At 64.9% G+C, this 24,644-nt stretch carries 24 protein-coding genes; 7 read left to right on the forward strand and 17 right to left on the reverse strand.

Annotated elements, in window-relative coordinates; translation table 11 throughout:
* Window positions 1-22: 22 nt before the first annotated feature.
* Window positions 23-1,009 (reverse strand): SDR family oxidoreductase, encoded by a 987-nt coding sequence (locus HF684_RS09420; protein ID WP_169252257.1) that lies wholly within the window; start codon window positions 1,007-1,009, stop codon window positions 23-25.
* A 63-nt stretch (window positions 1,010-1,072) separates the two neighbouring features.
* Between HF684_RS09420 and HF684_RS09425 the strand changes: the two genes are divergently transcribed.
* Window positions 1,073-2,008 carry a WYL domain-containing protein gene (locus HF684_RS09425; protein WP_169252258.1) on the forward strand — a complete coding sequence of 312 codons (936 nt, stop codon included), beginning with the start codon at window positions 1,073-1,075 and terminating at the stop codon, window positions 2,006-2,008.
* Between the two features lie 29 nt (window positions 2,009-2,037).
* On the opposite strand, the gene HF684_RS09430 is transcribed toward HF684_RS09425, so the two are convergent.
* Together HF684_RS09430 and HF684_RS09435 are read right to left on the reverse strand one after the other, a co-directional pair.
* Window positions 2,038-2,874: a septal ring lytic transglycosylase RlpA family protein gene (locus HF684_RS09430; protein ID WP_169252259.1), complete on the reverse strand. Its 837-nt coding sequence runs from the start codon at window positions 2,872-2,874 to the stop codon at window positions 2,038-2,040.
* A 235-nt stretch (window positions 2,875-3,109) separates the two neighbouring features.
* Window positions 3,110-3,439 carry a hypothetical protein gene (locus HF684_RS09435; RefSeq protein ID WP_169252260.1) on the reverse strand — a complete coding sequence of 110 codons (330 nt, stop codon included), beginning with the start codon at window positions 3,437-3,439 and terminating at the stop codon, window positions 3,110-3,112.
* Between the two features lie 56 nt (window positions 3,440-3,495).
* Here HF684_RS09435 and HF684_RS09440 point away from each other — a divergent pair, with 56 nt between their 5' ends.
* The gene (locus HF684_RS09440) at window positions 3,496-4,260 is read left to right on the forward strand and encodes a glycerophosphodiester phosphodiesterase family protein (RefSeq protein WP_169252261.1); all 765 of its coding nucleotides are present in this window, start codon (window positions 3,496-3,498) and stop codon (window positions 4,258-4,260) included.
* 121 nt (window positions 4,261-4,381) lie between these two features.
* The gene (locus HF684_RS09445; RefSeq protein ID WP_169252262.1) at window positions 4,382-4,723 is read left to right on the forward strand and encodes an RNA polymerase-binding protein RbpA; all 342 of its coding nucleotides are present in this window, start codon (window positions 4,382-4,384) and stop codon (window positions 4,721-4,723) included.
* A gap of 106 nt (window positions 4,724-4,829) precedes the next feature.
* Here the strand turns inward: HF684_RS09445 and HF684_RS09450 are convergent, their stop codons facing one another.
* Both HF684_RS09450 and HF684_RS09455 read right to left on the reverse strand, forming a co-directional pair.
* The gene (locus HF684_RS09450; protein WP_248278860.1) at window positions 4,830-5,594 is read right to left on the reverse strand and encodes a polyprenol monophosphomannose synthase; all 765 of its coding nucleotides are present in this window, start codon (window positions 5,592-5,594) and stop codon (window positions 4,830-4,832) included.
* A 306-nt stretch (window positions 5,595-5,900) separates the two neighbouring features.
* Complete coding sequence (locus HF684_RS09455) at window positions 5,901-6,827, reverse strand: metal-dependent hydrolase (RefSeq protein WP_169253852.1); 927 nt, start codon at window positions 6,825-6,827, stop codon at window positions 5,901-5,903.
* A gap of 76 nt (window positions 6,828-6,903) precedes the next feature.
* On the opposite strand from HF684_RS09455, the gene HF684_RS09460 reads away from it, so the two are divergent.
* Complete coding sequence (locus tag HF684_RS09460) at window positions 6,904-8,616, forward strand: 5'-3' exonuclease H3TH domain-containing protein (protein WP_248278861.1); 1,713 nt, start codon at window positions 6,904-6,906, stop codon at window positions 8,614-8,616.
* Between the two features lie 42 nt (window positions 8,617-8,658).
* A complete protein-coding gene (secA2, locus tag HF684_RS09465) occupies window positions 8,659-10,920 on the forward strand; it encodes an accessory Sec system translocase SecA2 (protein WP_169252264.1) in 2,262 nt (753 codons plus the stop codon).
* 54 nt (window positions 10,921-10,974) lie between these two features.
* Here the strand turns inward: secA2 and HF684_RS09470 are convergent, their stop codons facing one another.
* From HF684_RS09470 to HF684_RS09490, 5 genes are all read right to left on the reverse strand, one after another.
* Window positions 10,975-13,695: a DEAD/DEAH box helicase gene (locus HF684_RS09470; protein WP_169252265.1), complete on the reverse strand. Its 2,721-nt coding sequence runs from the start codon at window positions 13,693-13,695 to the stop codon at window positions 10,975-10,977.
* Window positions 13,688-14,470: a twin-arginine translocase subunit TatC gene (gene tatC / locus HF684_RS09475; protein WP_169253854.1), complete on the reverse strand. Its 783-nt coding sequence runs from the start codon at window positions 14,468-14,470 to the stop codon at window positions 13,688-13,690. The genes HF684_RS09470 and tatC overlap by 8 nt, the downstream gene beginning before the upstream one ends.
* A gap of 56 nt (window positions 14,471-14,526) precedes the next feature.
* On the reverse strand, window positions 14,527-14,811 hold the full coding sequence (gene tatA, locus HF684_RS09480; protein ID WP_169252266.1) for a Sec-independent protein translocase subunit TatA: 285 nt from the start codon (window positions 14,809-14,811) through the stop codon (window positions 14,527-14,529).
* An 86-nt stretch (window positions 14,812-14,897) separates the two neighbouring features.
* Entirely contained in the window at window positions 14,898-15,785 is an 888-nt protein-coding gene (locus tag HF684_RS09485) for a WYL domain-containing protein (protein WP_169252267.1), read from the reverse strand.
* Window positions 15,769-16,791 carry a WYL domain-containing protein gene (locus HF684_RS09490; RefSeq protein ID WP_248278862.1) on the reverse strand — a complete coding sequence of 341 codons (1,023 nt, stop codon included), beginning with the start codon at window positions 16,789-16,791 and terminating at the stop codon, window positions 15,769-15,771. The genes HF684_RS09485 and HF684_RS09490 overlap by 17 nt, the downstream gene beginning before the upstream one ends.
* A gap of 40 nt (window positions 16,792-16,831) precedes the next feature.
* Here HF684_RS09490 and HF684_RS09495 point away from each other — a divergent pair, with 40 nt between their 5' ends.
* Entirely contained in the window at window positions 16,832-17,965 is a 1,134-nt protein-coding gene (locus tag HF684_RS09495; RefSeq protein WP_169252268.1) for a DUF3866 family protein, read from the forward strand.
* Window positions 17,966-18,105: 140 nt separating this feature from the next.
* Here HF684_RS09495 and HF684_RS09500 read toward each other — a convergent pair whose 3' ends face one another.
* The 7 genes from HF684_RS09500 to dop all read right to left on the reverse strand — a co-directional run bounded on the left by HF684_RS09500 (window position 18,106) and on the right by dop (window position 24,202).
* Window positions 18,106-18,480, reverse strand: a complete 375-nt coding sequence (locus HF684_RS09500; RefSeq protein ID WP_152346442.1) for an FKBP-type peptidyl-prolyl cis-trans isomerase — start codon at window positions 18,478-18,480, stop codon at window positions 18,106-18,108.
* A gap of 44 nt (window positions 18,481-18,524) precedes the next feature.
* Window positions 18,525-19,478, reverse strand: coding sequence for an FKBP-type peptidyl-prolyl cis-trans isomerase (locus HF684_RS09505; RefSeq protein WP_248278863.1), 954 nt, complete (start codon window positions 19,476-19,478; stop codon window positions 18,525-18,527).
* Window positions 19,479-19,542: 64 nt separating this feature from the next.
* Window positions 19,543-20,946 carry a Pup--protein ligase gene (gene pafA, locus HF684_RS09510; RefSeq protein WP_169252269.1) on the reverse strand — a complete coding sequence of 468 codons (1,404 nt, stop codon included), beginning with the start codon at window positions 20,944-20,946 and terminating at the stop codon, window positions 19,543-19,545.
* Window positions 20,947-21,636, reverse strand: coding sequence for a proteasome subunit alpha (gene prcA / locus HF684_RS09515; RefSeq protein WP_169252270.1), 690 nt, complete (start codon window positions 21,634-21,636; stop codon window positions 20,947-20,949).
* A 34-nt stretch (window positions 21,637-21,670) separates the two neighbouring features.
* Window positions 21,671-22,468, reverse strand: coding sequence for a proteasome subunit beta (prcB, locus tag HF684_RS09520; protein ID WP_169252271.1), 798 nt, complete (start codon window positions 22,466-22,468; stop codon window positions 21,671-21,673).
* A 1-nt stretch (window position 22,469) separates the two neighbouring features.
* Window positions 22,470-22,661 (reverse strand): ubiquitin-like protein Pup, encoded by a 192-nt coding sequence (locus HF684_RS09525; RefSeq protein ID WP_025778371.1) that lies wholly within the window; start codon window positions 22,659-22,661, stop codon window positions 22,470-22,472.
* 11 nt (window positions 22,662-22,672) lie between these two features.
* Complete coding sequence (gene dop, locus HF684_RS09530; RefSeq protein ID WP_169252272.1) at window positions 22,673-24,202, reverse strand: depupylase/deamidase Dop; 1,530 nt, start codon at window positions 24,200-24,202, stop codon at window positions 22,673-22,675.
* A gap of 32 nt (window positions 24,203-24,234) precedes the next feature.
* On the opposite strand from dop, the gene HF684_RS09535 reads away from it, so the two are divergent.
* Window positions 24,235-24,639, forward strand: a complete 405-nt coding sequence (locus tag HF684_RS09535; protein WP_169252273.1) for a DUF3054 domain-containing protein — start codon at window positions 24,235-24,237, stop codon at window positions 24,637-24,639.
* Window positions 24,640-24,644: the final 5 nt, after the last annotated feature.

Here is a 24,644-nt window from a genome sequence, read left to right on the forward strand (position 1 = left end):
GATTCCGCACTCGCCCGGGCGGTCAGCGGAACTCGCGAGGATCCGCCGCCGGATCGTTCTCGAGGGCGGTGATGAAGCGCCACGAATCGGGTCGTGATCCGTCGAGGTCATTGAATCCGTAGTGAACGGCCAATCCGTGGGTGTCCTGCGTCGTCGAGTTGAACCTGTGCCTGTCGGGATCGGCGGCCAGTGCGACGACGGAGCGCCCGAGCAGATGAGGAGTCTCCGAGATCGCAAAATCGCGTGGGGGTCCGGTGCGGGTTTCGTCGAACGCATCACGCATCCAGTTGTCCTCTGTGGTACCGAAGTGATCGAGCATCATCTCCGATCGCAGCCAACCAGGAGTGACGGCGACCGCGGTCGCTGCCGCCTTTTCGAGTTCGTGGCCGAGTCCGAAAGCCAGTCGGCTAACAGCCGTTTTCGTGAGATCGAGGAAGATGCTCTGCCGATAATGGTTCGCGTTGTACGTCGCGGTGCCGTCGGTGATCTCGATATGGAGTCCGCCCGGGTTCCGTGTGAGCAGGGGCAGGGCGGTGTGTGCGGTGTGCAGGTGAGTGAGCAGACCCGCCCGGAACAGGCGCATCTCGGTATCGAGCTCGGTCTCCCAGAACGGTGTGCCCCAGTCGACGTAGGCTTCTCCCCCGATGTCGTTGACGAGGATGTCGAGACGACCGTGGCCGGCTTCGATCCGGTCGAGCACGTGTGAGATCTGAGCGGGCTGCAGGTGGTCGCAGACGTGAGCCTCGGCCAGGCCGCCGTCGCCGGCGATGAGAGATGCGGTGCCTTCGATCGTCTCGCTTCGGCCGTAGTCGGAGGGCCGCTCGCTGGTCAAGCGGCCGGTGCAGTGGACATAGGCCCCGGCACGAGCGAGATCGCGAGCGATGGCGCGGCCTGCTCCTCGGGTGGCCCCGGCGACGAGGGCGACCTTGCCGCTCAGAACCCGTCGGGAGAACGGTGCGAAGTCGGACGGATCTGGGATGTGGGCTGGTTCCGGTGTCGGTTCATTCATGAGTCCAGTCTCAGCGCCTTCCACTGACATCTCGTGTCAGTGTCCTTCACTATTCTCGCAATTATGAAAGCTGCTCGCCTCGTCTCGGAGATCGTCATCCTCGGTGCGCGTTCTCGGCCGATCACAGCATCGGAACTCGCCAAACGTCTCGAGGTCACCGAGCGGACGATCTACCGCGACCTCGGTGAGCTCTCGCGGATGGGCGTTCCCATCATCACCGAGGCGGGCCCCGGCGGCGGGGTAAGCCTCCTCGGCGATTGGGTCTCGCCTGTGGCGGGTCTCACTCGCGACGAGCTGGACTCGCTGCTCATCGGCTCCCCCGCCGCGGCCGATCTCGGCTTCTCATCCGAGTTGGCGACGGCACGCGCAAAGGTGCTCACCGAATCCGCGTCGGCGTTCTCGCGACTCATCCTCGTCGACGGACCCGACTGGTTCATGGCACAGGAGAGTCCGGAGCAGCTCGACACCGTCGCCGCTGCCTTACGCTCCCAGCGTGGCCTGCAGATCACGTATCGCGGGCGAAAGGGTCGGCGATTGCGAACGCTTCTGCCTTTGGGGCTCGTCGTCAAAGCGGGTCGATGGTATCTCGCGGCTCAGCCGCCTGGTGGCAGTCCCCGAACCTACCGAGTCTCCCGGATCGTCTCCGCCGAGGTGCGATTCCTCGGCATCACTCCCCCACCGTCTTTCGACCTTGCCGAATACTGGAGGAACGCACAGAGCGAATTCGACGCCTCGATCCGCCGGATTCACGTGAGATTGCGGTTGCCTGTCGCGCAGATCGACGATCTTCTGCACGCGATTCCGGGCCGACTCACCGAGGAGGCCATCGACTCGGGCCGGACGGATCGCGGCATCATCGAGATCGACCTTCCCATGGAATCCGACGAGGTGGCCGTCAGTCAGCTCGTCACCGTGCCCGGGGTCGAAGTCCTCTCGCCGATAGAGCTCCGCCGCGGCCTGCACGATCGGGCACGGGCCGCGGCGGAGCTCAATGAGTGAGGTGAACGGTCAGCAGCTTCGGATGGGCGTCACTGGACCTCGTACTTGCCGTTGATCTGCCCGGCGCCGACGCCGCCGACGGCTTCCATGGCGGCCTTCGACAGATCGAAGCAGCGGTTGCCGTGGTAGGGACCGCGGTCATTGACGCGCACGGTCACGGACTTGCCATTGGCGGTGTTCGTGATCTTCACCTTCGAGCCGAACGGCAGGGTCTTGTGAGCCGCGGTGAGCTTATTGGTATCGAAGATCTCACCGTTGGCGGTCTGCTTACCGTCGAATCCGTCACCGCCGCCGTAGTAGGACATCGGGCAACTGCCGGATTCGCCTGCCGACTTGCCGGAGTTCGACGGTCCGTCGTTCTCATCAGCGGACCCTCCCGACGATCCCTTGTTGCCGGAGGATTCTCCGCCGCCGGTCGAGGCCTCATCCTTAGTGTCTGCGGTCTTCGACGGCTCAGGGCTGGGCGTCTCGATATGGGTGTCGATCGTGACTTCTGCGGGCTTCTCCTTGGCCTGCTTCTTCGCCTTGGCGAGGAATTCATCCGCGACCTGCGTCGGTTCGGAGACAGCGACGGCCGGGGCTTCAGCGGGCGCTTCGGCCACGACCTGGCCGCCCGTGGAAGAGTCGTTGGGAACCATTGCGAGGCTCGAGGCGACGACGGCCGCCGTCGCGGCAGTCGGCACGATGAAGGCAGAGAGCACCGGACGGGTGCGGACTGCTGCCAGCACTCCCCCAGCGGTGTTCGGGCGGTCGGTCGGTGCGTGGCGTCCGGTCTTCTTCTTCGCCGTCAGCGCGGAGAAGATCGAGCCGGTCTTCTTGGTGCTCGGTGCTGAGTGTCTGCCCACAGTGGTGTTCCTCGTCGTCATCGCAGAGTGTCTCGGCAACTCGGAGATGCAATGGGAAGACCTCTCGCACCAGTGCGCTCGAGGATTGGCTCCAAGTTATCTGATCGTTATCTTCACAGATTCTAGTTAAGGAACTGTTACAAAAGCAATGTGGCGCACCGTTTGGGTGTGCCACATTGCTGAGACTCTGCTCACGGGCAACGTCGGTCGACTGCCGAGTCGCAGATCCTGCGAACCGGTTCGCGGACGGATCCGATCAGGGCCGGCGGGGCTTGCGCGTCACCAGTTTCCGGACGCCGTCGGCTCCGGTCGTCACGGTCTCCTGCGCCCGGTCGAAGGCCCGTTCGACCTTGCCGCTGCGCACAGCCTCATCGATCGCATGCGAAATGCTTCCCAAAGCCCGGTTGACACCGTTCTCGCCGGCTTCGATGAGGCGAGAGGTCGATGTCGCCTCACGCACATTCCGCACACCGGAGCTCGCTGCACTGTATGCGCGTCCGGCAACCCGGCGTGCGCGTTCGGTCGGAGTCTTCGCGGTCGCGTCGATGACATCGTCGGGTTCGAGGGGTTCGCGGTGTGAGCTCATGACTCCATCCTTGAGCAGTGCCTCGGTGAAATCAACACCCTGATTAGGATTGGATCATGAATTCCCAGCGGGAGGTCACCGCAGACCCAGAGATCATCGCTCACCGAGGCGGGCTGTGGCCCGGAATGAGCGAGAACACCCTCGAGGCATTCGCCGCAGCCGCCGCTGCTGGGGTGCAGTGGATGGAGACCGACGTCCACGCCTCCGCAGACGGCATCCTCTTCGCAGCTCATGATGCCGACCTCAACCGCATCGCCGGATTGTCCCACACCATTCGCGAACTGCCGGCATCCGAGCTCGACGAGGTCGAACTCCTCGCCGGGGGTCGACTCCCCCGTCTCGAAGCGCTGGTGGAGGCGCTGCCCGAGGTGCAGTGGAATATCGATGTCAAGGCCGCTCACAGCATCGGCCCCATGATCCGGTTCGCGCATAATTTCCATGCCGTCGACAGGATCCGCCTCGCCTCCTTCGACTCGGGAACCCTGCGACGGCTGCGCACCGCCCTGCCCGGAGTGCGCACGTCGACAGGCACGACGGAGACAGCCCTGTTCGCCCTCGGTCGACTGCCGGGCTTCCCTGATCACGGGGCCGCTGCCCTGCCTCCGGGAGTCGACGCACTGCAGGTGCCGGCGTCGTTCAAGACGATTCCAGTGGTCACGGCCGACTTCGTCTCCCGAGCTCACCGCTCGGGCCTGCTCGTTCATGTCTGGACGATCAATGATGCGCCGGCGATGCAGTCGCTGCTCGACCTCGGAGTCGACGGAATCGTCACCGATGATATCGAGCTCGGTCTCCAGATCCTGGGGCATCGGCGCGGGTGACTGGCCCTTCCTCCTCGTCGATTCGTGCATGCCGCTCCGGGGCTGTCGGCGAGGAATATCCGGGCACGGTAGACTGTTACATTGCGTCCAAGGTGTGCAGTCGAGTCGGAAGGTCTTAGATATGAGCGAACGCAGTCTCCGCGGAACACAGTTGGGCTCGCGCAGCCTCGAAACCGAAGAGGGCGTCGAGCCGGCACCCCGCCAGATGGTCGAATTCGAATGCGAAGACGGGACCCGCTTCAAGGTGCCGTTCTCGATCGAAGCCGAGGTTCCCTCGGCCTGGGATTCCGGTATCCACGGCATCGGCGTCCGCGTCGGAGTCAACGAGCCCGATGGTGAGCCCGTGAAGCACGTGCGCTCCCATTGGGACATGCTCCTGGAACGCCGGTCCTTCGACGAACTCCAGGTGCTCCTCGATGAGCGCCTCGCGATCCGTCGCGGTGAGGTTCCGGCCCAGAGCTGAACCAGCCGCAACAGGAACCCATAAGGGGTGCAGGTCAACAGACCCGCACCCCTTATTGCTACCTGACGGCGGCCCAGCAACCTCGCGCCAGGTTGCTGGGCCGCCGTCAGGTAGCAATTGAGGAGGTGGAACGGGTGAGGAGGCGACGGAGCTGATTGCGACGGCGGGTCAGACCCCAGCCGGCGACCTTCGTGAACGCTTCGGTGATGATCGAGCCGCTCATCTTCGATTCGCCGAGCTCGCGTTCGACGAAGACGATGGGCACCTCGGCGACCCGGAACCCGGCCTCGACGGTGCGATAAGTCATGTCGATCTGGAAGCAGTATCCCTGCGACTGGACGTCGGAGAGATCGAGCGCCTCGAGCACAGCCCGGTTGTAGGCACGGAATCCCGCCGTTGCGTCCTTGACTCCCAATCCCATGACCGCGTTGACATAGACGTTCGCGCCGCGGGAGAGGAAGAACCGGGATTTGGGCCAGTCGACGATCTCTCCGCCCGGAACCCAACGGGATCCGATGATGAGGTCTCCTCGCCCCTCCGCGGCGGCGTCGAGCAGCTGCCCCAGGTCGAGGGAGCGGTGAGAGCCGTCGGCGTCGAACTCGCAGATGATCTCGTAGTCGCGTTCCAGCGCCCATTCGAATCCGGCGATATAGGCCTTGCCGAGTCCGGACTTCTCGGTGCGGTGGAGGACGTTGATCCGGCGATCTGCCGCAGCCTGCTCGTCGGCCCACTCCCCCGTTCCGTCCGGGGAGCTGTCATCGACGATGAGGACGTCGACATCGGGCTGCTGTTCGAACAGTCCGGCCAGAGTCACGGGGAGGGCGAGACGTTCGTTGAATGTGGGGATGACGACAAGAATCTTGGAAAGCACGCACTCCACGATACGCGGTAGTCGCCCCAGACAATGAGTCGACACCCCCGCCTTCGGACCACGCTGCCGCGGCAGCGAGTTATCTATTGACGGGAGTGCCGACTCCATCCCGCATCAAGCGGAATGCTCACGTCGAATCTAGTGGCCCATCGAGACTTCGCAAAATCGCCGTGACCTGGGCTGATAACTGAAACCGCAGGTCACAGGCTCAGACAGAGGAAAGAAAATTTCGCGCTATCGGCGTGTCGGCTGGACAGGCCCGACCCGGCTGAAGTCAGCGGGCCCTCCCGCATCTGCAGCTCCGGTTCAGAGTTCGACCCGGGTGGGCAGAGCCACGTCCGGAGACAGCTCGGGAAGTCCTGGAGTCCCGGACCGTGGATCGGTGCTCCAGGCGGCGACGCGCGGGTCGGCGACCTGAACGACGAGACGTTCGACCTTCCACCGCACGATATCGGCATCGGCTCCGGGCGCGAGGACTCCCCCTTCCGGGTGTCCGGCCGCGCGATGAGCGAAGCGGGTCGCCGCGTTGAACGCCGCGCGCGCACCGATGCCTCCGTCGCCGACGACGGCATCCCGCACTCCTGCCCAGGGTGAGGTCTCGGAATGACTGAAGGACACCTGCGCCCCGGCCGCCAGCAGCTGTGCCAGCGGCTGCGGCTGTGCGGGGTCGAGCGTGATGGCGATACCGCTGCGGCCGAGGGACTGCACCTGCTCGTCCGGAACGGCGAAGTCCAATCGCAGACGGTAACCGTGACGCTGGGCATGGGCGGCATCGGCACGGAGGACCTCGAGCACGCCGGTGAGCAGTTCATTCGAATCGACGAGGATGAACAGGCTCAGCGCCGGCAGCTCCTCGAGCGCGAGGAGATCCGCTGCGGCGATCGAAGCACGTCCGGCTTCGACGGAACCGGAGCCCAGCTGCGGGTAGTCGACGATCGACAGTCCGTCCGGGGCGTCGGCAGCGAACTGCGCAATCTGCTCGGCGCTGCCGATCGCGTGCACATGGGTGAACCCCTGCGCGTACAGGTCGGCCGCCGTCGGGACTGATTCGTCGACGATCAGACCGGCGTGGACGAAACCGGGTGTGAGGAAGTCCTCACCGAGGTCGATCGCCTCCGGGTCCAGGGCCTTGGCCGCTTCATCCGAACCGATGAACGAGACCTTTCCGTCCGCATGCCCCAGTGCCGTCGCAAAAGGGTCGACACTGCTGTAAACATCTCCACCAAAGTACATAGTCACAGCCGACAGGCTACACCGTCGGCAGTGGCGGCTACACCTGTGTCAGGAGGGTCAGGTATCGTCATCGATTGTGAAGCCCTTGGTTCTGCTCGATACGCCAGCTCTGTACTATCGCGCCTTCTATTCGGTGCCGGATTCGATCGTCAATGCCGACGGTCATCCGGTCAACGCCGTGCGCGGGGTGCTCGACACCGTTGCCCAGATGGTGCGCCGCTTCGACACCGATCGTGTCATCGCGACGATGGACGCCGATTGGCGTCCGGACTTCCGCACTGCGATCATGCCCGAATACAAGGCGGCACGCGTCAAAGATGAGGAAGCCGGTACGGAGATCCCTCCCGAGCTGGCAGTGCAGCTGCCGATCATGAACCGTGTCCTCACCGCTGCCGGAATCCCCATCGCCGAGGTGGCCGGAACCGAAGCCGATGACGTCATCGCCACGATGGCCGCCCAATCGACGACCCCCGTGATCATCGTCTCCCCCGATCGGGACCTGCTGGCGCTGCTCGACTCGTCCACCGACGTCAGTGTTCTGCGCCCCCGCAAGGGCGGCGAGTGGGAGGCTCTGACCCAGGCGGATCTGCCGAACGCCTACGGAGTGCCCGACGGCACCCGCTACCGTGAGCTGGCAGCTCTGCGCGGCGACCCGTCCGACGGGCTGCCCGGGGCCCCCGGGATCGGGGAGAAGACTGCGGCGACCCTGCTGGAGAACTTCGGTTCCCTCGAATCGATCATCAAAGCCGCCAAAGCCGGCGTGAAGACCGGTGGCCTCAGCCCGAAGCGGGCCGCAACGATCATTGAGGTCGAAGAGACCCTGCACAAGACGCTCGAGGTCATGCGCTGCCTGACCGACGTCGACCACGGCATCGACCTCGACAGCGTCCCGAACGGCCTTGACCGCGCCGCAGTCGAGGACGCCGCCGACGGGCAGAACATCCGCCGTTCCGTCGACAACCTCACCAGTGCGCTCGAATCCGTGTCAGGAGCCGACGCTGTCGCAGCCTCGCATGAGGCCGCCTCTCAGGCGGCCGCACAGACCGACACGATCGCGCAGCCCAGGAGGTCGACCGAGTCCGCCGAGTCGGCGCCACGGTCGGCCGGGACCGCTTCGTGGGTGCAGTCACGGCTCGTCGGCTTCGACCTCGAGACCACCGGAGTCGAACCGGCCACCGCCCGCATCGTCACCGCCGCCTTCGTCGACACGCCTGCTCAGGTGCGCACATGGCTGGCGGATCCGGGTATCGAGATCCCGGAATCGGCGCGTGCCGTCCACGGCATCACCACCGAATTCGCTCGGGCAAATGGTGCGCCCGCCGTCCAGGTCGTCAGCGAACTGTGTGCAGAATTCGCCGCGCTCCGAGAAGAAGGCGCCGTCGTCGTCGGGCACAACGTCGTCTACGACCTCAGTGTGATGGCAGCGGAAGTCGCCCGCCATCGACCGGACATCGATTTCGCCTCGATCATTCCGACGATCGTCGACACATTCGTCGTCGACAAGCAGATCGACCCTTATCGCAGGGGAAAACGGACGCTCATCGAGACGGCGAAGACCTACCGCATCGAACTCCTCGACGCCCACGATGCCGCCGCCGACGCCCTGGCCGCTCTGGACATTTCCCGAGCATTGGCCGAAAAGTCCACGGAAATCTCCGCGCTGAGCAACGACGAGATCATGGCCGCACAGGCCGATTGGAAGCGCTCACAGGCGGCAGGACTGCAGGCCTGGCTGCGGAAGAAGGGCAACGCCGAGGCCGTCGTCGACGGTTCGTGGCCGATGTCCTGAACGCTAGACTCGACACCGACGCACCAACGACGAAGGACGACAATGGGATTCTTTTCTCGCCTGCTCAACCGACCCGGCTCTCATGCGGAGAAGACGACAGGTTGGTTCGAGCGCGCCGTCGACGATCTGGACGCGGCCGGGCGCGAATTCTCCGAACTCAGCGATGCCGAGCTCACAGAGGCCGCCGGTGAGGTCTTCGCATCGGGCAGCCAGCAGCAGACCCTCATCCGCTATTGTGCTCTGGCACGCGAAGCCGGTGAGCGGGTCCTCGACGAACGTGCTTATGACACTCAGCTGCGAGGGCTCGTCGGGCTTCTGCAGGGCAGCATCGTGCAGATGGCCACCGGTGAGGGTAAGACTCTCGTCGGCGCTCTGGCGGCAGCCGGCTACGCACTGCAGGGACGACGCGTGCACGTCGTCAGCGTCAATGACTACCTCGCCGTTCGAGACCGCAATTGGATGAAGCCGCTGTTCGACCTCCTCGGCGTGAGGTCCGCTGCGATCTCGGGCGCACAGGCCGACGACGAACGCCGTGAGGCCTACCGTGCCGAAGTCGTCTATGCGTCGGTGACCGAGGTCGGTTTCGATGTTCTCCGCGACCGGTTCCTCACCGAGGATGCCGATCAGCGGGTGCCCGAACGTGATGTCGTCATCGTCGACGAGGCCGATTCCGTGCTCATCGACGAGGCACGTGTGCCGCTGGTCCTCGCCGGTTCGGCCAGCGTCCAGGACACCGATGCTGCGATCGCAGCGCTCGTGTCCCGACTCAGCCCGGACACCGACTTCGAGGTCAGTGCCGACCGCCATGCCGTCTCACTCACCGATGCCGGAGTCGATAGGGTCGAGGACGAGCTCGACGTCGAACTCTTCGGAGAGGACTCCGAGACGCTCGCCGCCGTCAATCTCGCTCTTCATGCCCGGGCGCTGGTCAAACGCGATGTCGATTACCTCGTCGTCGACGGACGCGTCAAACTCATCTCCTCCTCCCGAGGTCGCGTCGCCGAACTCCAGCGCTGGCCCGACGGGCTCCAGGCCGCAGTCGAAGCCAAGGAGAGCCTCGACGCCACCGACAGCGGGGAGATCCTCGACCAGATGACGGTCGAAGAGCTCATCCACGGCTATGCGACCGTGTGCGGTATGACCGGCACCGCCCTGGCCGTCGGTGACGATCTGCGCGAATTCTATGGGCTCGAGATCGTGCCCATCGACACTCATCTGCCAGTGATCCGCATCGACGAACCCGATCGCCTGTTCACCTATCAGGAGTCGAAGGAACGCGCGATCGTCGAGGAAGTCGTCGACAATCACGCCCGCAGACGTCCTGTGCTCATCGGCACCTCATCGGTAGCCGAGAGCGAGTCCCTGGCCGAACGGCTGACCGAACGCGGAATCGATGTCGCCGTTCTCAACGCGAAGGACGATTCCCGAGAAGCCGAGATCATCGCGAAGGCCGGAGCGCCGGGCGCCGTGACGGTGTCGACGCAGATGGCCGGTCGCGGTACGGACATCCGACTGGCCGATGACGACGTCGCCGATGCCGGAGGCCTCCTCGTCATCGGTGCCGGTCGCTATCCGTCATCCCGACTCGATGACCAGCTGCGCGGTCGCGCGGGTCGTCAGGGCGATCCCGGCACGTCTGTGTTCTTCACCAGCCTCGAAGACGAACTGGTCACCAGGGTTCCCGAGATCCAACGCTTCGTCTCCGAGGGTGATGAGACCGGGCTCATCGAATCCAAGCGCGCACTCGGCCTCGTCGAACACGCTCAGCGCATCGCCGAAGGCCAGAACACCGCACTGCATCGCGACACCTGGCGCTTCAATGAGCTCATGGCCAAACAGCGTGAGCTCGTCCTCGACCGCCGAGCCGAGATCCGCAAGGACGACGAACCCGTCGAACAGCTGCGCAAAGAACTCGGCGACCGTGCCGATGAGATCGCGCAGGAGCACTCGGAGGAGCTGCTGGACTCGGTGCTCCGCGTTGTCATGCTCTTCCACCTCGACGCACGGTGGGTCGATCACCTCGCCTTCCTCAACGACCTGCGTGAGGGCATCCACCTGCGCACATTCGCCAGGGAGAAGCCGCACGAAGCGTTCAACACCGAATCGATCCGCGTCTTCTCATCGTTCTGGTCCGATGTCATCGACGATTCGACGGCGACGATCAAGGAGGCGACGATCACCGAGGAGGGAATCGACCTCGAATCGCATGGGCTGAAGCGTCCGTCGTCGACGTGGACCTATCTGACGACGGAGAACGCCTTCGGCTCCGATATCGAGAACATCGTCAAGAAGGTCCGTCGCTGAGACGATGACGCTGCGTCTGCGCTCCCCCGGCGGAGAGCGCAGACGCGGTGACGCTCAGGAGTCGGCGACGACTCCGCGCCGGATCGCTTCGATCGTACGACGCACACGCACTGCGGTCTGCGGGTCGATGACCTCAGCGACCTGACCGAGCAGATCGAGACTCTGCTTGGCCCATCTGACGAAGTCTCCGGCGGCGATATCGCTGCCCCGCAGTGACTCCGACAGGGTTTTGCCTTCGGTCCACCGGTACATCGGTCTGATCAGCCCGCGATCCGGTTCGTCAGTCGTATTCAGTGCATGCTGCTCTTCCAGGTGGAAGAGTCGACGCCAGATCGTCTCGGACTCATCGCAGACGGTCTTGAGGTCGGCGCTCGGCGCCCGATGCGCGGTCAGGGTGTCTCTGCGCGATTGGAAGACGAAGATCGATGCGAACGCTGCGAGCTCCGGCTCATTGAGTCGGTCCCACAGCCCGGCGCGGATCGTCAGCGCCACCAGGAGATCCCGTTCGCCGTAGATCCGACGCAGCATCGTCGAATGCTCGGGGTCGAACCCGAGGCCCCGCAGCACGTCCTGGACCCGGTCGAAGACCAGAGCGATCGAGGTGGTGCGTCCTTCGATGCGGGCGATGAGCGATTCGTTCTCCCGGATGAGCTTGTCGGCACGGTTGGCCCAGCGGGCGTGGAGCTCCCGATCCGGGCAGTCGTGGCAGGGGTGTGCCCGCATCTGCGCCTGGAGTTCGGCCACTGTGGTGCTCTCGCCCTGATGCTGTCGGCTCGATTCCCAGTGGGCTTCGGAATCCACTCGGCCGTCGTGAATGGCGGCCTCGAGGATGGACAGCAGCTGTCTGCGGTCGCCTGCCTGCCGATGGTTGAATTTCTTCGGCACCCGGACTCGCCCGCACGAGGCGACGGGTTCGGTCACCTCGTGCGGGCGCAGGTGCCACACCTTGCCCTGCTCGGTGAGGACGGTGGGAAGTCGGGACACACCGTCCTTGTTGCTCATCGGAGCGATGATGACCGCGCGACCACCGACCCGCTTGGCCGGCATCGTCACCACATCGCCGATCTTGAGCGCGGTGAGGGACTCGACGATATCGCGCTGCCTGTTCCGCGATTTCGTCCTGGTCTCCTGCTTCTGCGTGTCCGAGATCGCCCGACGCAGCCCGGCGTACTCGGAGAAGTCACCGCGATCGCAGTGCATGGACTTCTCATACGCCTCGATCGTGGCTTCGTTCTTGCGTACCTTCCGCGCCAGGCCGACCACGGCCTTATCGGCCTGGAACTGGGCGAACGAGGTCTCGAGCACCTTGGCCGCTTCCTCAGAGCTCATCCGCGACAGCAGATTCGCAGTCATGTTGTACGTCGGTCCGAACGCCGAGTTCAGCGCGTAGGAACGGTTCGAGGCCAGGGCCGCCAGCTCGCTGACCTCGATGGTCGGGTGCCACACCACGACGGAATGGCCGATGCGGTCGATTCCGCGGCGACCTGCTCGCCCGGTCAGCTGGGTGTACTCCCCCGGAGTGATCATCACATGTGCTTCGCCGTTGAACTTCACGAGCTTCTCGAGCACGACGGTGCGCGCAGGCATGTTGATGCCCAGCGCCAGCGTCTCCGTGGCGAAGACGACCTTGATGATTCCCTGCGAGAACAGCTCTTCGACGAGCTGTTTGAACTGCGGGATCATCCCCGCATGGTGCGCGGCCACTCCGAGCAGCAGACCCTCACGGAAGGTGTGATAGCCGAGGATGCCGAGATCGTCGTCGGCGAGGTCATCGCGCAGCTTTTCGAGAGCGGCATTGACGATCGTCTTCTCCTCCCGGGAGTTGAGGTCGGTGCCCGTGCTCAGATACTGTTCGACGGCTTCATCGCAGCCGTTGCGGGAGAAGATGAACATGATCGCCGGCAGCATGGCCGCCTCGGCGAGTGATGCCACCACCTGGGTGCGGCTGGGGCGGCGGAATCGTGCCCGGGTGGCACGTGCACGTTTCGACCGTGGTCCTCCGTGCGTGCGAGTGGCGTGGTTGAGAGCCGGATCGATACGGTCGGAATCGCTGTGCGTGAACAGGTCGTACATCCGGTGGCCGACCAGGACATGGTTGACCAGCGGCACCGGCCGGTGACTCGTGGAGACGATCGTCGTCGGTCCTCTGACCTCACGCAGCCAGGCACCGAACTCCTCGACATTCGACACCGTCGCCGACAGCGACACCATCTGCACACGGTCGGGAAGATGGATGATGACCTCTTCCCACACCGGCCCGCGGAACCGGTCGGCGAGGTAGTGGACTTCGTCGAGGACGACGAATCCGAGATCCGACAGTCCCGCCACGTCGTTGTAGAGCATATTGCGCAGCACTTCGGTGGTCATGACGATGATCGGCGCATCCCGGCGGATCGACGTGTCACCGGTGAGCAACCCGACGTTCTCAGCCCCATGGACCTCTGCGAGGTCGTTGAACTTCTGATTGCTCAGCGCCTTGATCGGTGTCGTGTAGAAGACCCGTTTGCCCTCGCCCCGGGCCAGCTCCACGGCGAACTCCGCGATGAGCGTCTTGCCTGCGCCGGTCGGCGCCGTGACCAGCACGTCCTCCCCTTGCTGCAGGTGGCTGCAGGCTTCGACCTGGAAGTCGTCGAGGGCGAACTCCGTGCGCTCCATGAACCGTCCCAAGGGGGTGCGGGCGAAATCCGCGCGCGCCTTGAAGTCGGCATAGGCGGCGGAGGGGCTCGGTGACTCCTCCGCAGGAGTATCGGTCGAAAGCGGTGTGGGGTCAGTCATTCTTCTCTTCGTCGGTCAGTTCGTCCTCGTCGACCCACAGGCCCTGCGCGATGAGGCGCTTCTTTCGTCGGCGATCATTGAACACACAGATCACCCAGGCCAGGCAGAACAGGGTCATCATGGGGATGACGAGGAAGAACATGGACATGGCGTCCGGAGTCGGGGTGGCGATCGCGGCGAACAGGAACACGAGCATGACGATGATCCGCCATGACTTCTGGATCCGCTCCGCCGACAGGATTCCGAGCATGTTCAGTCCCACCATGAGCACCGGCAGGACGAAGGCGAGACCGAAGACCACGATGATGATCATCACGAAGCTCAGGTAGTCCTGTGCCGGGATGATGTTCGTGCCGCCCTCGGGAGTGAACGAGGTCAGGGCCTTCACCGCATTGGGCAGAGCGAAGAACGCCATCGTCGACCCGGCCAGGAACAGCGGGATCGCTGCCCCGAGGAATCCCAGAGAGTACAGCTTCTCCTTCCGCTTCAGCCCCGGCACGATGAAAGCCCAGACCTCGTAGAGCCAGATCGGGCAGGAGAGGAAGAGTCCGATGAAGAACGAGAGCTTGATCTTCAGATCGAAGGGGGAAGCGACTCCGGCGAAGTTGATCTCGGCCATCCGTCCGCCGTTGTCGCGGATCGTGCGGATCGGCTCTTGGAGGATATCGAGGACGGGGTCGTAGAGGAACCAGCCTGCCACCGCACCCAGAGCGATGGCGATGGCGGAGATGATGACGCGGTTGCGCAACTCGACCAGGTGCCCGACGACGGGCATCTTCTTCTCAGGATTGTTCTTCCGTGATCGAGAGGGCTTGCGCTGACTGTTCTCTTTCACTTCTCGTGAGACTGCGGGTCCTGCTTCTCTCGCCGCGACTCCTCGGTGCCAGTGGTCTCACCGGTGGCCGTGGAGGATTCGGTCGAGGAGTTCTGGTTGAGCGCTCCCGGCTCGGTGCTCTTGCCGGATTCGTCCTCATCGCCGCGCAGATCCTTGACCTCGGACTTGAAGATCTTCATCGACTGTCCCAGGCTTCGGGCCAGCTGCGGCAGTTTGGGTGCGCCGAAGATGATCACGATGATGAGGATCACGATCGCGATCTGCACGAAACTTGGTCTCATGGGGAGCTCCTTGGATTGTTGATGCTGTGGAAGAGTCTACGCGCTGCGGCTGAGCCTTTCATCCACTTCCGGACGCGGCCTTCGTCTCAGCCGAGCCTGTTCAGGGCGCCCGCAACGGCTTCGGTGTCGTCGATCTCGGTGATGACATCGGCATGACAGAGCAGGAACCGGCTGAGCCAATCCACAGAATGCACGAGCAAGCGGATGCGCACGCTCGTGTCACCACCGTCGAGGTACTCCCGATTCGTCACGTCGAGTTCATCTGCCAGCCATGCTCCCGCGGCCGCAAGACCGAGGGTGACTTCGTATGAGGTGGTCATCGACTCGCTGACCGACATCGGCGGATGCGCGGCCGATTCCCAGGACCGGATGCGACCCAGTGCGAACCGCCGGGGCGCTCCGGCCGAATAGCACCACGCATCGACGTACCAGTCAGCACCGGGGACGAGTCGGGTCGGGGCGATGGTCCGCGTGGTGAGTTCGTCACGGGAGCCCACGTAATAGTCGATCCGCAGCGCCGTGCCTTCTTCCACCGCATTGCGCAGAGCGGTCAGGAGCTCCTCGTCGGCGTCGATGGGACTGACGTCGACGGCCGTGCGCAGGTTCTCTCCTGCAGCTGCGCGCAATTTGGACGCGGCCGTGGCCACCGCTGCGGAATCGAGCCCTGGCAGGGACGAGAGCATGTCGAGAGCGAGTACGAGGACTCCGGCCTCCTCGGCGCTGAGCCGCACGGGCACGGAGACCTCTTCGGCGTTGGAGACGAAGATCTGCCCGCCCTCCCACGAGGCATCGATGAGGTCATCGGGCATATGTCCGGGTCGACCGGTGACGAAGAGCAGCTGCAGATCGTCGATGAGGGTGGCGGAGTCGATGCCGAAATAGGCAGCGGTCTCTTCGAGATCCGCGCCCGGATGGGCGTCGAGGTACGGGACGAGGCTGAGCAGTCGGGTGAGCCGTTCACGCGCTGAGGACACTGGAGCCTCCCAAACGGTCGAGCGATCGGCGAATCGTTTCGCGTCTGCGGTCGACGGCGCGCACGAGTTCGGGCGGATCGACCACGTCCACGGCGTCCCCGAAGCCGACGATCTCGGCGGCGAGGGCATCGGCATCGGAATAGCCGATGACCACCTCGTCGCCATCGCTGCGGATCTGTCGACGGCGCAGCGGATCGGCCCGGTGAGCACGGATGTGCAGCCTCGCCTCGGCGACGACGGCCATCTCGGAACTCGACTGCAGCGCCAGCTGCGGGGAGAAGTCCTCGGGGATCTCATAGTCGCCGGGTTCACGGCCGCTGAGCTTCGCGATCCCACCTTCGACGCGGGAGAGCCGGAAGGTGCGTCGGGCCTCGCGGTCGAGGTCGAAGCCGAAGAGGTAGACACGGTCGCCGCGGCTGAGCAGCGCATAGGGTTCCAGCTTCACTTTCCTCTCGCTCTGACCGGGTTTGTGATACCGGAAGCCGATGGCTTCGCGGGCATTGATGTGATGGAGAGCGGTGGCGAAGTTCGCGCTGGCCAGCCGGTGTGCGGCGGTGCCCGGATCGACGTTTCCCGGGCCGTCGGCGGACTGGTCGAGGTCGATGCCGAGTGCGCGCAGCTTCGTCAGGGCCTGAGACGAGGATGCCCCGAGCTCGGTCTCGGACCAGAATGCGGCGGCCACGGTCACAGCGGCCACCTCGGCGGGAGTGAGGTCGACGTCGCCCATCGCATAGTCGGCGGTGGAGATCCGATAGCCCGTCTCCCCCACATCACCGTAGGCATCGTGTTCGGCTCGGGTTGCGATGGTGATGCCCATGTGTCGCAGCAGCTCCTTGTCGCGGGAGAACTTGCGGTCGAAGGCGACCTCGTCGAGCCCGGAATAGCCGTCGATGGCGCTCATCAGCGTCTTGCGCGACACCCAGCCGCGGGAAGCGCGGAGGGCGATCAGCAGATTCATCAGACGTTCGGTCTGCTGTCTCTGTCTGCTGGTGCGGGGTGTATTCACGATTCCACCGTAACCTAGGCCGGGCGATAGTCTTGGGACCATGATTCATTGGCGCAAAGGAATCGTCGCAGCGATTCGCTCCACCCGGCCAGGATACACAGAGCTCGACGTCGACCTGCACGAGGCTGTGCCGGGAACTGATGTGAGATCCATCCGGGCGATCGCCTACACCGATGCCGTCGGGCAGCCGCAGAACCAGGACACCGTCATCGTCAATGTCTCGGCTCTGGCGAAGAGGCTGGGCACCGGAGGGTTCGGGCTCATCGTCGCCCTGCCCGAAGCGCTGCCGACCGATCCTCCGGACGGTCCGGGCCATCTCGTCAAGGACCGCTATTCACCGTTGCAGACGATGGTCCTCGGCGTCGACGATCAGGAATCGCAGCATCACGCCACTCTCGCCGAGGCGGAGCACCTCGACGGCATGCCCGTGATCGTCGCCGATCTGCATTCGGCTCTGCCCGCAGCGATCGCCGGTATCCGCGTCGTCGACCCATCACTGTCGGTGGCTTATGTGCTCAGCGATGGTGCGGCTCTGCCGTCCCCGTTCTCGCAGGCCGTCGCCGGACTCAAGGACGCGAAATGGCTGACGGGGGTGATCAGCACCGGGCAGGCCTGGGGCGGAGACCTCGAAGCGGTGACGATCCATACGGGACTGCTCGCGGCCAAGCACGTGATGGACGCCGACATCGCCATCGTCGCACAGGGTCCCGGGAACCTCGGCACCGGCACGAAGTACGGCTATTCGGGCCTGGTCACCGGAGAGCACCTCAATGCCGCAGCCCTGCTCGGTGGGCGCCCGATCGGCCTGCTGCGGATGTCGAATGCCGACGCCCGCGGCCGTCATTTCGGCATCTCCCATCATTCGCTGACGCCGTTGACTGAGATCGCTCGACCGGGGATGACCGTGCCGGTGCCCGACTTCTCCACCCTCACCGAGGCGGAGCGAGCCGAGATGGACCCGGATCCCGAAGTCGTGACCGCGACCGTGGCCGAGCAGCTGTCTCGACTCCAGATGCATGAACTCGTCGACGTCGATCTGACGGGACTGTGGGATGCGCTGCGTGTCTCACCTGTACGTCTGTCGACGATGGGCAGGAAGCTGCCGGCCGATGCCGCATCGTTCCTCGCCGCGGCCGCCGCTGGACGCTGCGCCGCCCGGCTCGTCCACAGCTGAGCGCGGCGAACACACAGGCAACCGCCGCTCTTCGCAGAATTCCCCTCCGCGTCGGGAAAGACGGCTGTGGCCGGGTTCCGACGAACCCGGCCACAGCCGTTTCACGCAGAGTCAGCGCGTGCTGATCCTATTGCTGATGCTCAGCGGACGTTCTCGAGGTCGCACACGAAGATGAGCGACTCGCCGGGCTGGATGACTCCGCCGGCGCCCTGGTCGCCGTACGCCAGGTGCGGCGGGATCTGCAGGGTACGGCGTCCGCCGACCTTCATCCCCTGGATGCCCTGGTCCCAGCCGGAGATGACCATTCCGGATCCGAGACGGAACTCCAGCGGGGTGCCGCGGTTGTACGAGGCGTCGAACTCCTCGCCCGTGGAATAGGCGACTCCGACGTAGTGCACGCTCACGGTGTCGCCGGGTCCCGCCTCGGCGCCGGTGCCGATGACATCATCGGTGATGATGAGCTCGGTCGGGGCGTCGCCGCCGGGGAAATCGACTTCGGGCTTCTGCTTGCTCATGTGTTCCTCCTGGTGTCGGTTCTGGTGAGATATCGGACCGGTTCTCAGCCCTGGGCCGAGAGGATGTCGACGACGAAGATCAGGGTCGAGTTCCCCGGGATCGAATCATTGCCCTGTTCGCCGTACCCCTTGTCCGGCGGGACGACGAGGACGACTTGGTCGCCGACCTTCTGCCCGACGAGTCCCTCGTTCCAGCCGTCGATGACCTGAGCCTCGCCGACCGGGGCGACGACGAAGGGCTGTCCGCCCTTCTTCCAGTTCGAGTCGAAGGTCTTCGACGTGTCGTCCCAGAGCCAGCCGGAGTACTTCACGGCGACGCTCTGGCCCTTCTTGACCTCGTCGCCTTCGCCTTCGATCGTCGTGTAGGTCTCAAGTTCGGTCGGCTTCTTGCCCTTCGGCTTCGAGATCGACGGTGCACCGTCGTCGCCCCACTTCACGGTGACGGGGTTGTCCGACTGATCGGCCTTCTTGCCCTGCGCCCGGGTCAGCGGCTTCTTCGCGTCCTCGATGTCGATGACGTAGACGAGCGTCTGTGAGGCTTCGCCCTGCTGGGCGCTGCCGTTGAGCGACATCATCACGCGTGATCCGACCTTGACGTCGATGAGTGCGTTGTAGAGGTCTTCGGAGATCTGGGACTTGTCCATGGGGAAACCGGCTGCGGCGTCCGAGTCGTAGCTGGATTCGACGGTCTTGCCGGTCGTGCCGGAGACCAGCGTCATCTGTGCCGTGACCTGTTCGCCGTCGGCGATCTTGTCGCCGGTGCCCTTTGTGAGCACTTTCCTCTCGGTCTTGTCCATGACCAGCGGTGCCTCGAAGCTGACCTCGGGCTTCTTCCCGATCTTGCCGTCGACGGTGATGTCGTCGAGGCTGGTCGACTTCGCGTCCTGAGCGGCCACCGACGGCGGAGGTGTGGTCGAGTCCTCGGACTCATCACCCTGCCCGCAGGCCGAGAGCAGCAACAGGCCCGCCGCGATGGCGCTGAGCACTTTGGTGCGCACTGGTTTCCTTTCGTCACGCGAAGGCCGTGCCCGGATAGGGGCCAGACCGGATCACAGGGCGATCTTACAGGCCCGCGATGAGTGTTTCCGCCTGCGGGTGCGTCGTGGCGAACGGGTCCTTGAGTGCGACTGCTCGACCGGATTCGTCGTTGAGACGCAGGTGCACCCAGTCGACGGTGTAGTCGCGTCGGGCGGCATGGGCTGCGCGGACGAATTCGCCGCGGATCGCCGCCCGCGTGCTCGCCGGGGGCGTGTCCTTCGCTCGTTCGGCCGCCTCGGCGGGGACGAGGCTCTTCGCCATTCCGGCGGCTTCGAGCTTGGGAAACAGCCCCGTTGCGGGTGTGATGTCATGGAAGGCGATGTCGAGGCGGTGGATGCGCGCATCGGCGATATCGGTGATTCCGCGCTGCATGGACCGTTCGATGAGGGTGCGTTTCATCACCCAGTCGATCTCCGTGTCCACGGTCGAGAAGTCCTGCGCTTCGACGGCGGTGAGCATCCGCGTCCACAGGTCGATGATGTAGCGGGCGAGTTCGTCGTCGCCGAGGCTGTGCTCCCCTGATTCCACGATCCGCTGTGCCCGGTCCCGGTAGTCGGCGAGCAGTCCCAGCGGCGTCGTCGTGGTTCCGTCCGTGCGTTCGAGCACGACCCGTCCCGTGAGATCGCGGGCGACGAGGCGGATATCGCGCACCGGGTGGCGCAGCCCGTTCTCCGGGATCCGCGCCCCCTGTTCGATGAGGTCGAGCATGAGCACCGCGGATCCGATCTTGAGCGCCGAGGTGGCCGTCGACATCGAGGAATCACCGACGATGACGTGCAGCCGCCGGTACTTCTCCGCATCGGCGTGCGGTTCGTCGCGGGCGTTGATGATCGGACGCGACCGTGTCGTCGCCGACGACAGTCCCTCCCACATGACATCGGATCGGCCGGAGAGGCCGAACATCATCTCCGACCGGTCGGCTTCCTCGTCGGGGGTGAAGGCCGAACGGCGCGGAATCACGGCTCCGGCCCCGACGAGCAGCTGCCGGGTGACGAGGAAGGGCAGCAGCACCGTGGTCAGCCGGTTGAAGTCCAGGGTGCGGCGGATGAGGAAGTTCTCGTGCGACCCGTAGGAGTTGCCAGCCGCATCCGTGTTGTTCTTGACCATGTGCACACGTCCGCCGATGCCGTCGGCGTCGAGGGCGGCCTGCGCCTTGTCCAGCAGGTCGATCATCAGACCTTCGCCGGCCCGATCCTGAGCGAGCAGGTCGCCCAAGTCATCGCATTCGGCGGTCGCGTACTCCGGGTGGGAGCCGACGTCGAGGTAGAGGCGCGACCCGTTGGGCAGGAACACGTTCGACGACCTGCCCCATTCGACCACTGGGCGGAAGAGATAGCGGGCGATCTCCTCGGGGCCGATGCGCCGACCCTCGGGGTCGGCGGTGTGGGCGAGTCCGTATTCGGTTTCGAGCCCGTAGATGCGTGCCATTCAGTCCTCCCGCAGTGCGCTCATCGCCGCATCGTCGAGGCGGCGGAACGTGCGCTGCTTGGTCGTCGTGCGGTCGAGGACGGCGGCCTCGAGTGCGTCGGTGGCCACGATCGCCTGGCTCGCGGCACCCAACGCGGTCACACCGTGGTTGAACACCTCGCGCAGTGTCATCTGCGAGCTGCGCACCCTGGCCAGGGATGCCGTGATCGCATCGGCTTGGCCGCCGATGGCCACATGTTCGGTCTCGTCGATGACGGATCCGTCGTAGCTGAGCCGGTAGAGCTGGTCGGTCTCCGGTGCGAGTCCGAGTTCGGCGACGACGAGTTCGACCTCGAAGGGCTTCGACTCGGTGGTGAAGACTCCGGCCAGGGTCTGCGCGTACGCATTCGTCAGCCCGCGAGCGGTGACGTCGGTGCGGTCGTAGGAGTATCCGCGCAGGTCGGCGTAGCGGACGCCGGCCTGCCGCAGGGTCTCGAATTCGTTGTATTTGCCGACGGCGGCGAAGCCGATCCGGTCGTAGATCTCAGCGATCTTGTGCAGCGTCGGTGACGGGTTCTCCGCCAGCAGCAGGATGCCTGCGTCGAAGCGCATGACGACGACGGACCGACCGCGGGCGATGCCCTTGCGGGCGAAGTCGGCCCGGTCCTTCATCAGCTGCTCGGGCGAGACGTAGAACGGTGCCTGACTCATCGACGATCCTTTCGCGGTGACTGTGCCGCACTCATCACCGGGCGCTGGCCGTGCGGCGGTCGACGACCTCGGTGGCGGTGTCCAAGACGGTGGCCGAATCGACCTCGGTGACCCCGTTCTCGAGGTCGACGGTGACGATCGTCGGGGCGATCTGCCGGACGAAATCCGGTCCGCCCGTCGCCGAGTCGTCGTCGGAGGCGTCGAAGAGAGCCTCGACGGCCACGGAGATCGCCGAGGGTGTGTCGAGGTCGGCCCTCCACAGCTTCTTCAGCGCCCCGCGGGCGAAACGGGAACCGGACCCGATGGAATGGAATCGGTGCTCTTCGTACTTTCCGCCGGTGACGTCGAAGCTGAAGATCTGGCCCTGTCGTGTGGAGTCGTCGACTCCGGCGAACATCGGGACGACGGTGAGTCCCTGCATCGCCAGGCCGAGGTTTCCGCGCAGCATCGCAGCCAAGCGGTTGGCTTTGCCGTTGAGCGAGAGACGGGCGCCTTCGATCTTCTCGTAGTGTTCGAGCTCGAGTTGGAAGAGCCGGATGAGGTCGAGTGCGACCCCGGCGGTGCCGGCGATGCCGATGACGGAGTAGTCGTCGGCTGCTTTGACCTTCTCCATCGAATGCGAGGCGATGAGGTTGCCGATGGTCGCTCTCCGGTCACCGGCCATGAGGATTCCGCTGGCCGTGCGGAAGCAGATGATGGTCGTGCCCTCCGGGGACTGTTCGGCCAGATCCCGGGCTCCGGGGTGCGGCAGCGCTTCGGGCGCCAGGGAGCGGGCGAGTTCGACGAAGGAGTTGCTCGTCGAACTCAAGAATGCAGGAGGGAATCCTGCCATCTCATTGGCCGCCCTTCTGCACGAAGTTCTTGACGAACTCCTCCGCGTTCGACTCGAGCACACCGTCGATCTCGTCGAGGATGGAATCGACGTTCTGAGTGTTGATCTGTCCCTGCACGGCCTCCGGCGGATCGACGGGTGCATCTCCCCCACCGGACGATTTGTCTCTCTGGACCTGTTCCTGCGAGCTCATCTCACACTCCTTCAGTCGTTCTTCGAATTCAGTCTATCGACTCCGAGTGCCTTCAGCAGGCCCTCGGCGGTCGCGATTCCCTCTACCCGATCGGCGAGCAGCTCCCGGGTGCCTTTGAGAGGTTCGTGCATGGGCAGACGCACCACCCCGAGGGATTCCGCGTTGACCACGAGCGAATCCCAGCTCGCGGCCACCAGATCGTCCCCGAGGCGGCTGACCGCCACGGAGCGCAGGAATGCGCGGGTCCCGTCGGGAGCGTTGGTCACGGCGGCTTCGACTTCGGCGTCGGTGGTCAGCCGCCGGATGCGCCCGGCACGTTCGAGCTTGTGGAAGAGCCCTTTCTCCGGGCGCACATCGTGGTACTGGACGTCGATGAGGGCCAGCTTCGGATGGTCCCAGTCGATTCCCTCACGGGAGCGGTAGCCCTCGAGCAGGACCCATTTGGCGACCCAGTCGATGGAGTCGACCAGAGTCCTCGGGTCGGTCGAGAGACCGTCGAGGAATCGGCGCCATTCGGCGAGCACCTGACTCGTCTCGGCATCATCGGGATCCGCGTGTTCGAGGCAGGCTGAATAGAAGGCCTCTTGGATCTCGAGCGCCGTTGCCGTCGTCCCGTCGGTCAGCGGCAGCGGGGCGGTCAGGCTGAGGTCGTGGCTGACATCCCACAGCGACTGCAGGGCATCGGCGAGTTCGATCCGCGGTGCCAGCCCCGCTTCGATGAGGCCGAGGACGAGGGAGGTCGAGCCGAAGCGGACGAACGTGGCGGGCTCCGCCAAGGTGGCGTCGCCGATGATGACGTGCAGCCGACGGTACTTCGCGGGATCGGCGTGCGGTTCGTCACGAGTGTTGACGATCGGACGCCGCAGGGTCGTCTCGAGTCCCACCTCGGCTTCGAAGAAGTCCGCTCGGGATGAGATCTGAAAGCCCTTGCCCTCGCCTTCGCGGCCGATGCCGACCCGTCCCGATCCGCACAGGATCTGCCGGGTGACGAAGAAGGGGACGAGGCCGGCCACGAGGTCGCCGAAGTCGGTGGACCGGTCGACGAGGTAGTTCTCATGGGTGCCGTAGGAGGCTCCCTTGGAATCAGTGTTGTTCTTGTACAGATTGACCGGTTCCGCGCTCTTCTCCAGCGTCCGCACCGATTCGAGGGCGACGAGGTCGCCGGCCCGGTCGAAGGTGACGATATCGCGAGGGGTGAGCACTTCCGGGGAGGAGTATTCGGGATGAGCGTGGTCGACGTAGTAGCGGGCGCCGTTCTCCGTGACGACGTTCGCCAGGTACTGGGCTTCGACATCGTCCTGCGGGAGATGGGTCAGCTGCGAGACGTCCGCATCGGCGATGTTCATGAAGAAGCCGCGAGCGTCGGCCAGCGGAGACTCGGTGGCGAAGTCCCAGAAGTTCTGGGACGACTTCAGTCCGCGCGGACCGGCATAGGCGTCGACGACACGAGCCGAGTCCCGCATCGGGTTCGCCCGCGGGTTGCCGGGCTGGCTGAGGCCGAACTCCGTCTCGGCTCCCATGACGCGTCTGACTCTGAGCATCTGATTCTCCTCCACGGTCTAGACTCGGGGACGTGGCAACGAAGAAATCTCATCTCCCCATCGCACTGATCGTCGACCTCATCCTCGTGGTTCTGTTCACGATCGTCGGTCATTACACACATTCTCACAATTTCGATCCGCAGGGGCTGATGACCACGGCGTGGCCGTTCGTGGCCGCCCTCGTCATCGCCTGGCTGCTCACGGCCGTCTGGGATCGGCCGATCGCTCCGCTGGCCACGGGCACCGGGGTCTGGGCGGTCACCGTCCTCGTCGGACTCGTCCTGCGCGGAATCACCGGAGCCGGCGGCGATCCGGGTTCGGTGCCGGTGAGCTTCATGATCGTCGCGACCTCGCTCAATCTCATCACTCTGGTCGGCTGGCGTCTCATCGCCACGGCCGTCTCCGGTGGTTCCGGCCGCCGCAAGCGCAGCCGCTGAGCCCC

Origin of the sequence: Brevibacterium sp. 'Marine' (assembly GCF_012844365.1) — a bacterium.
Lineage (GTDB): Bacteria > Actinomycetota > Actinomycetes > Actinomycetales > Brevibacteriaceae > Brevibacterium.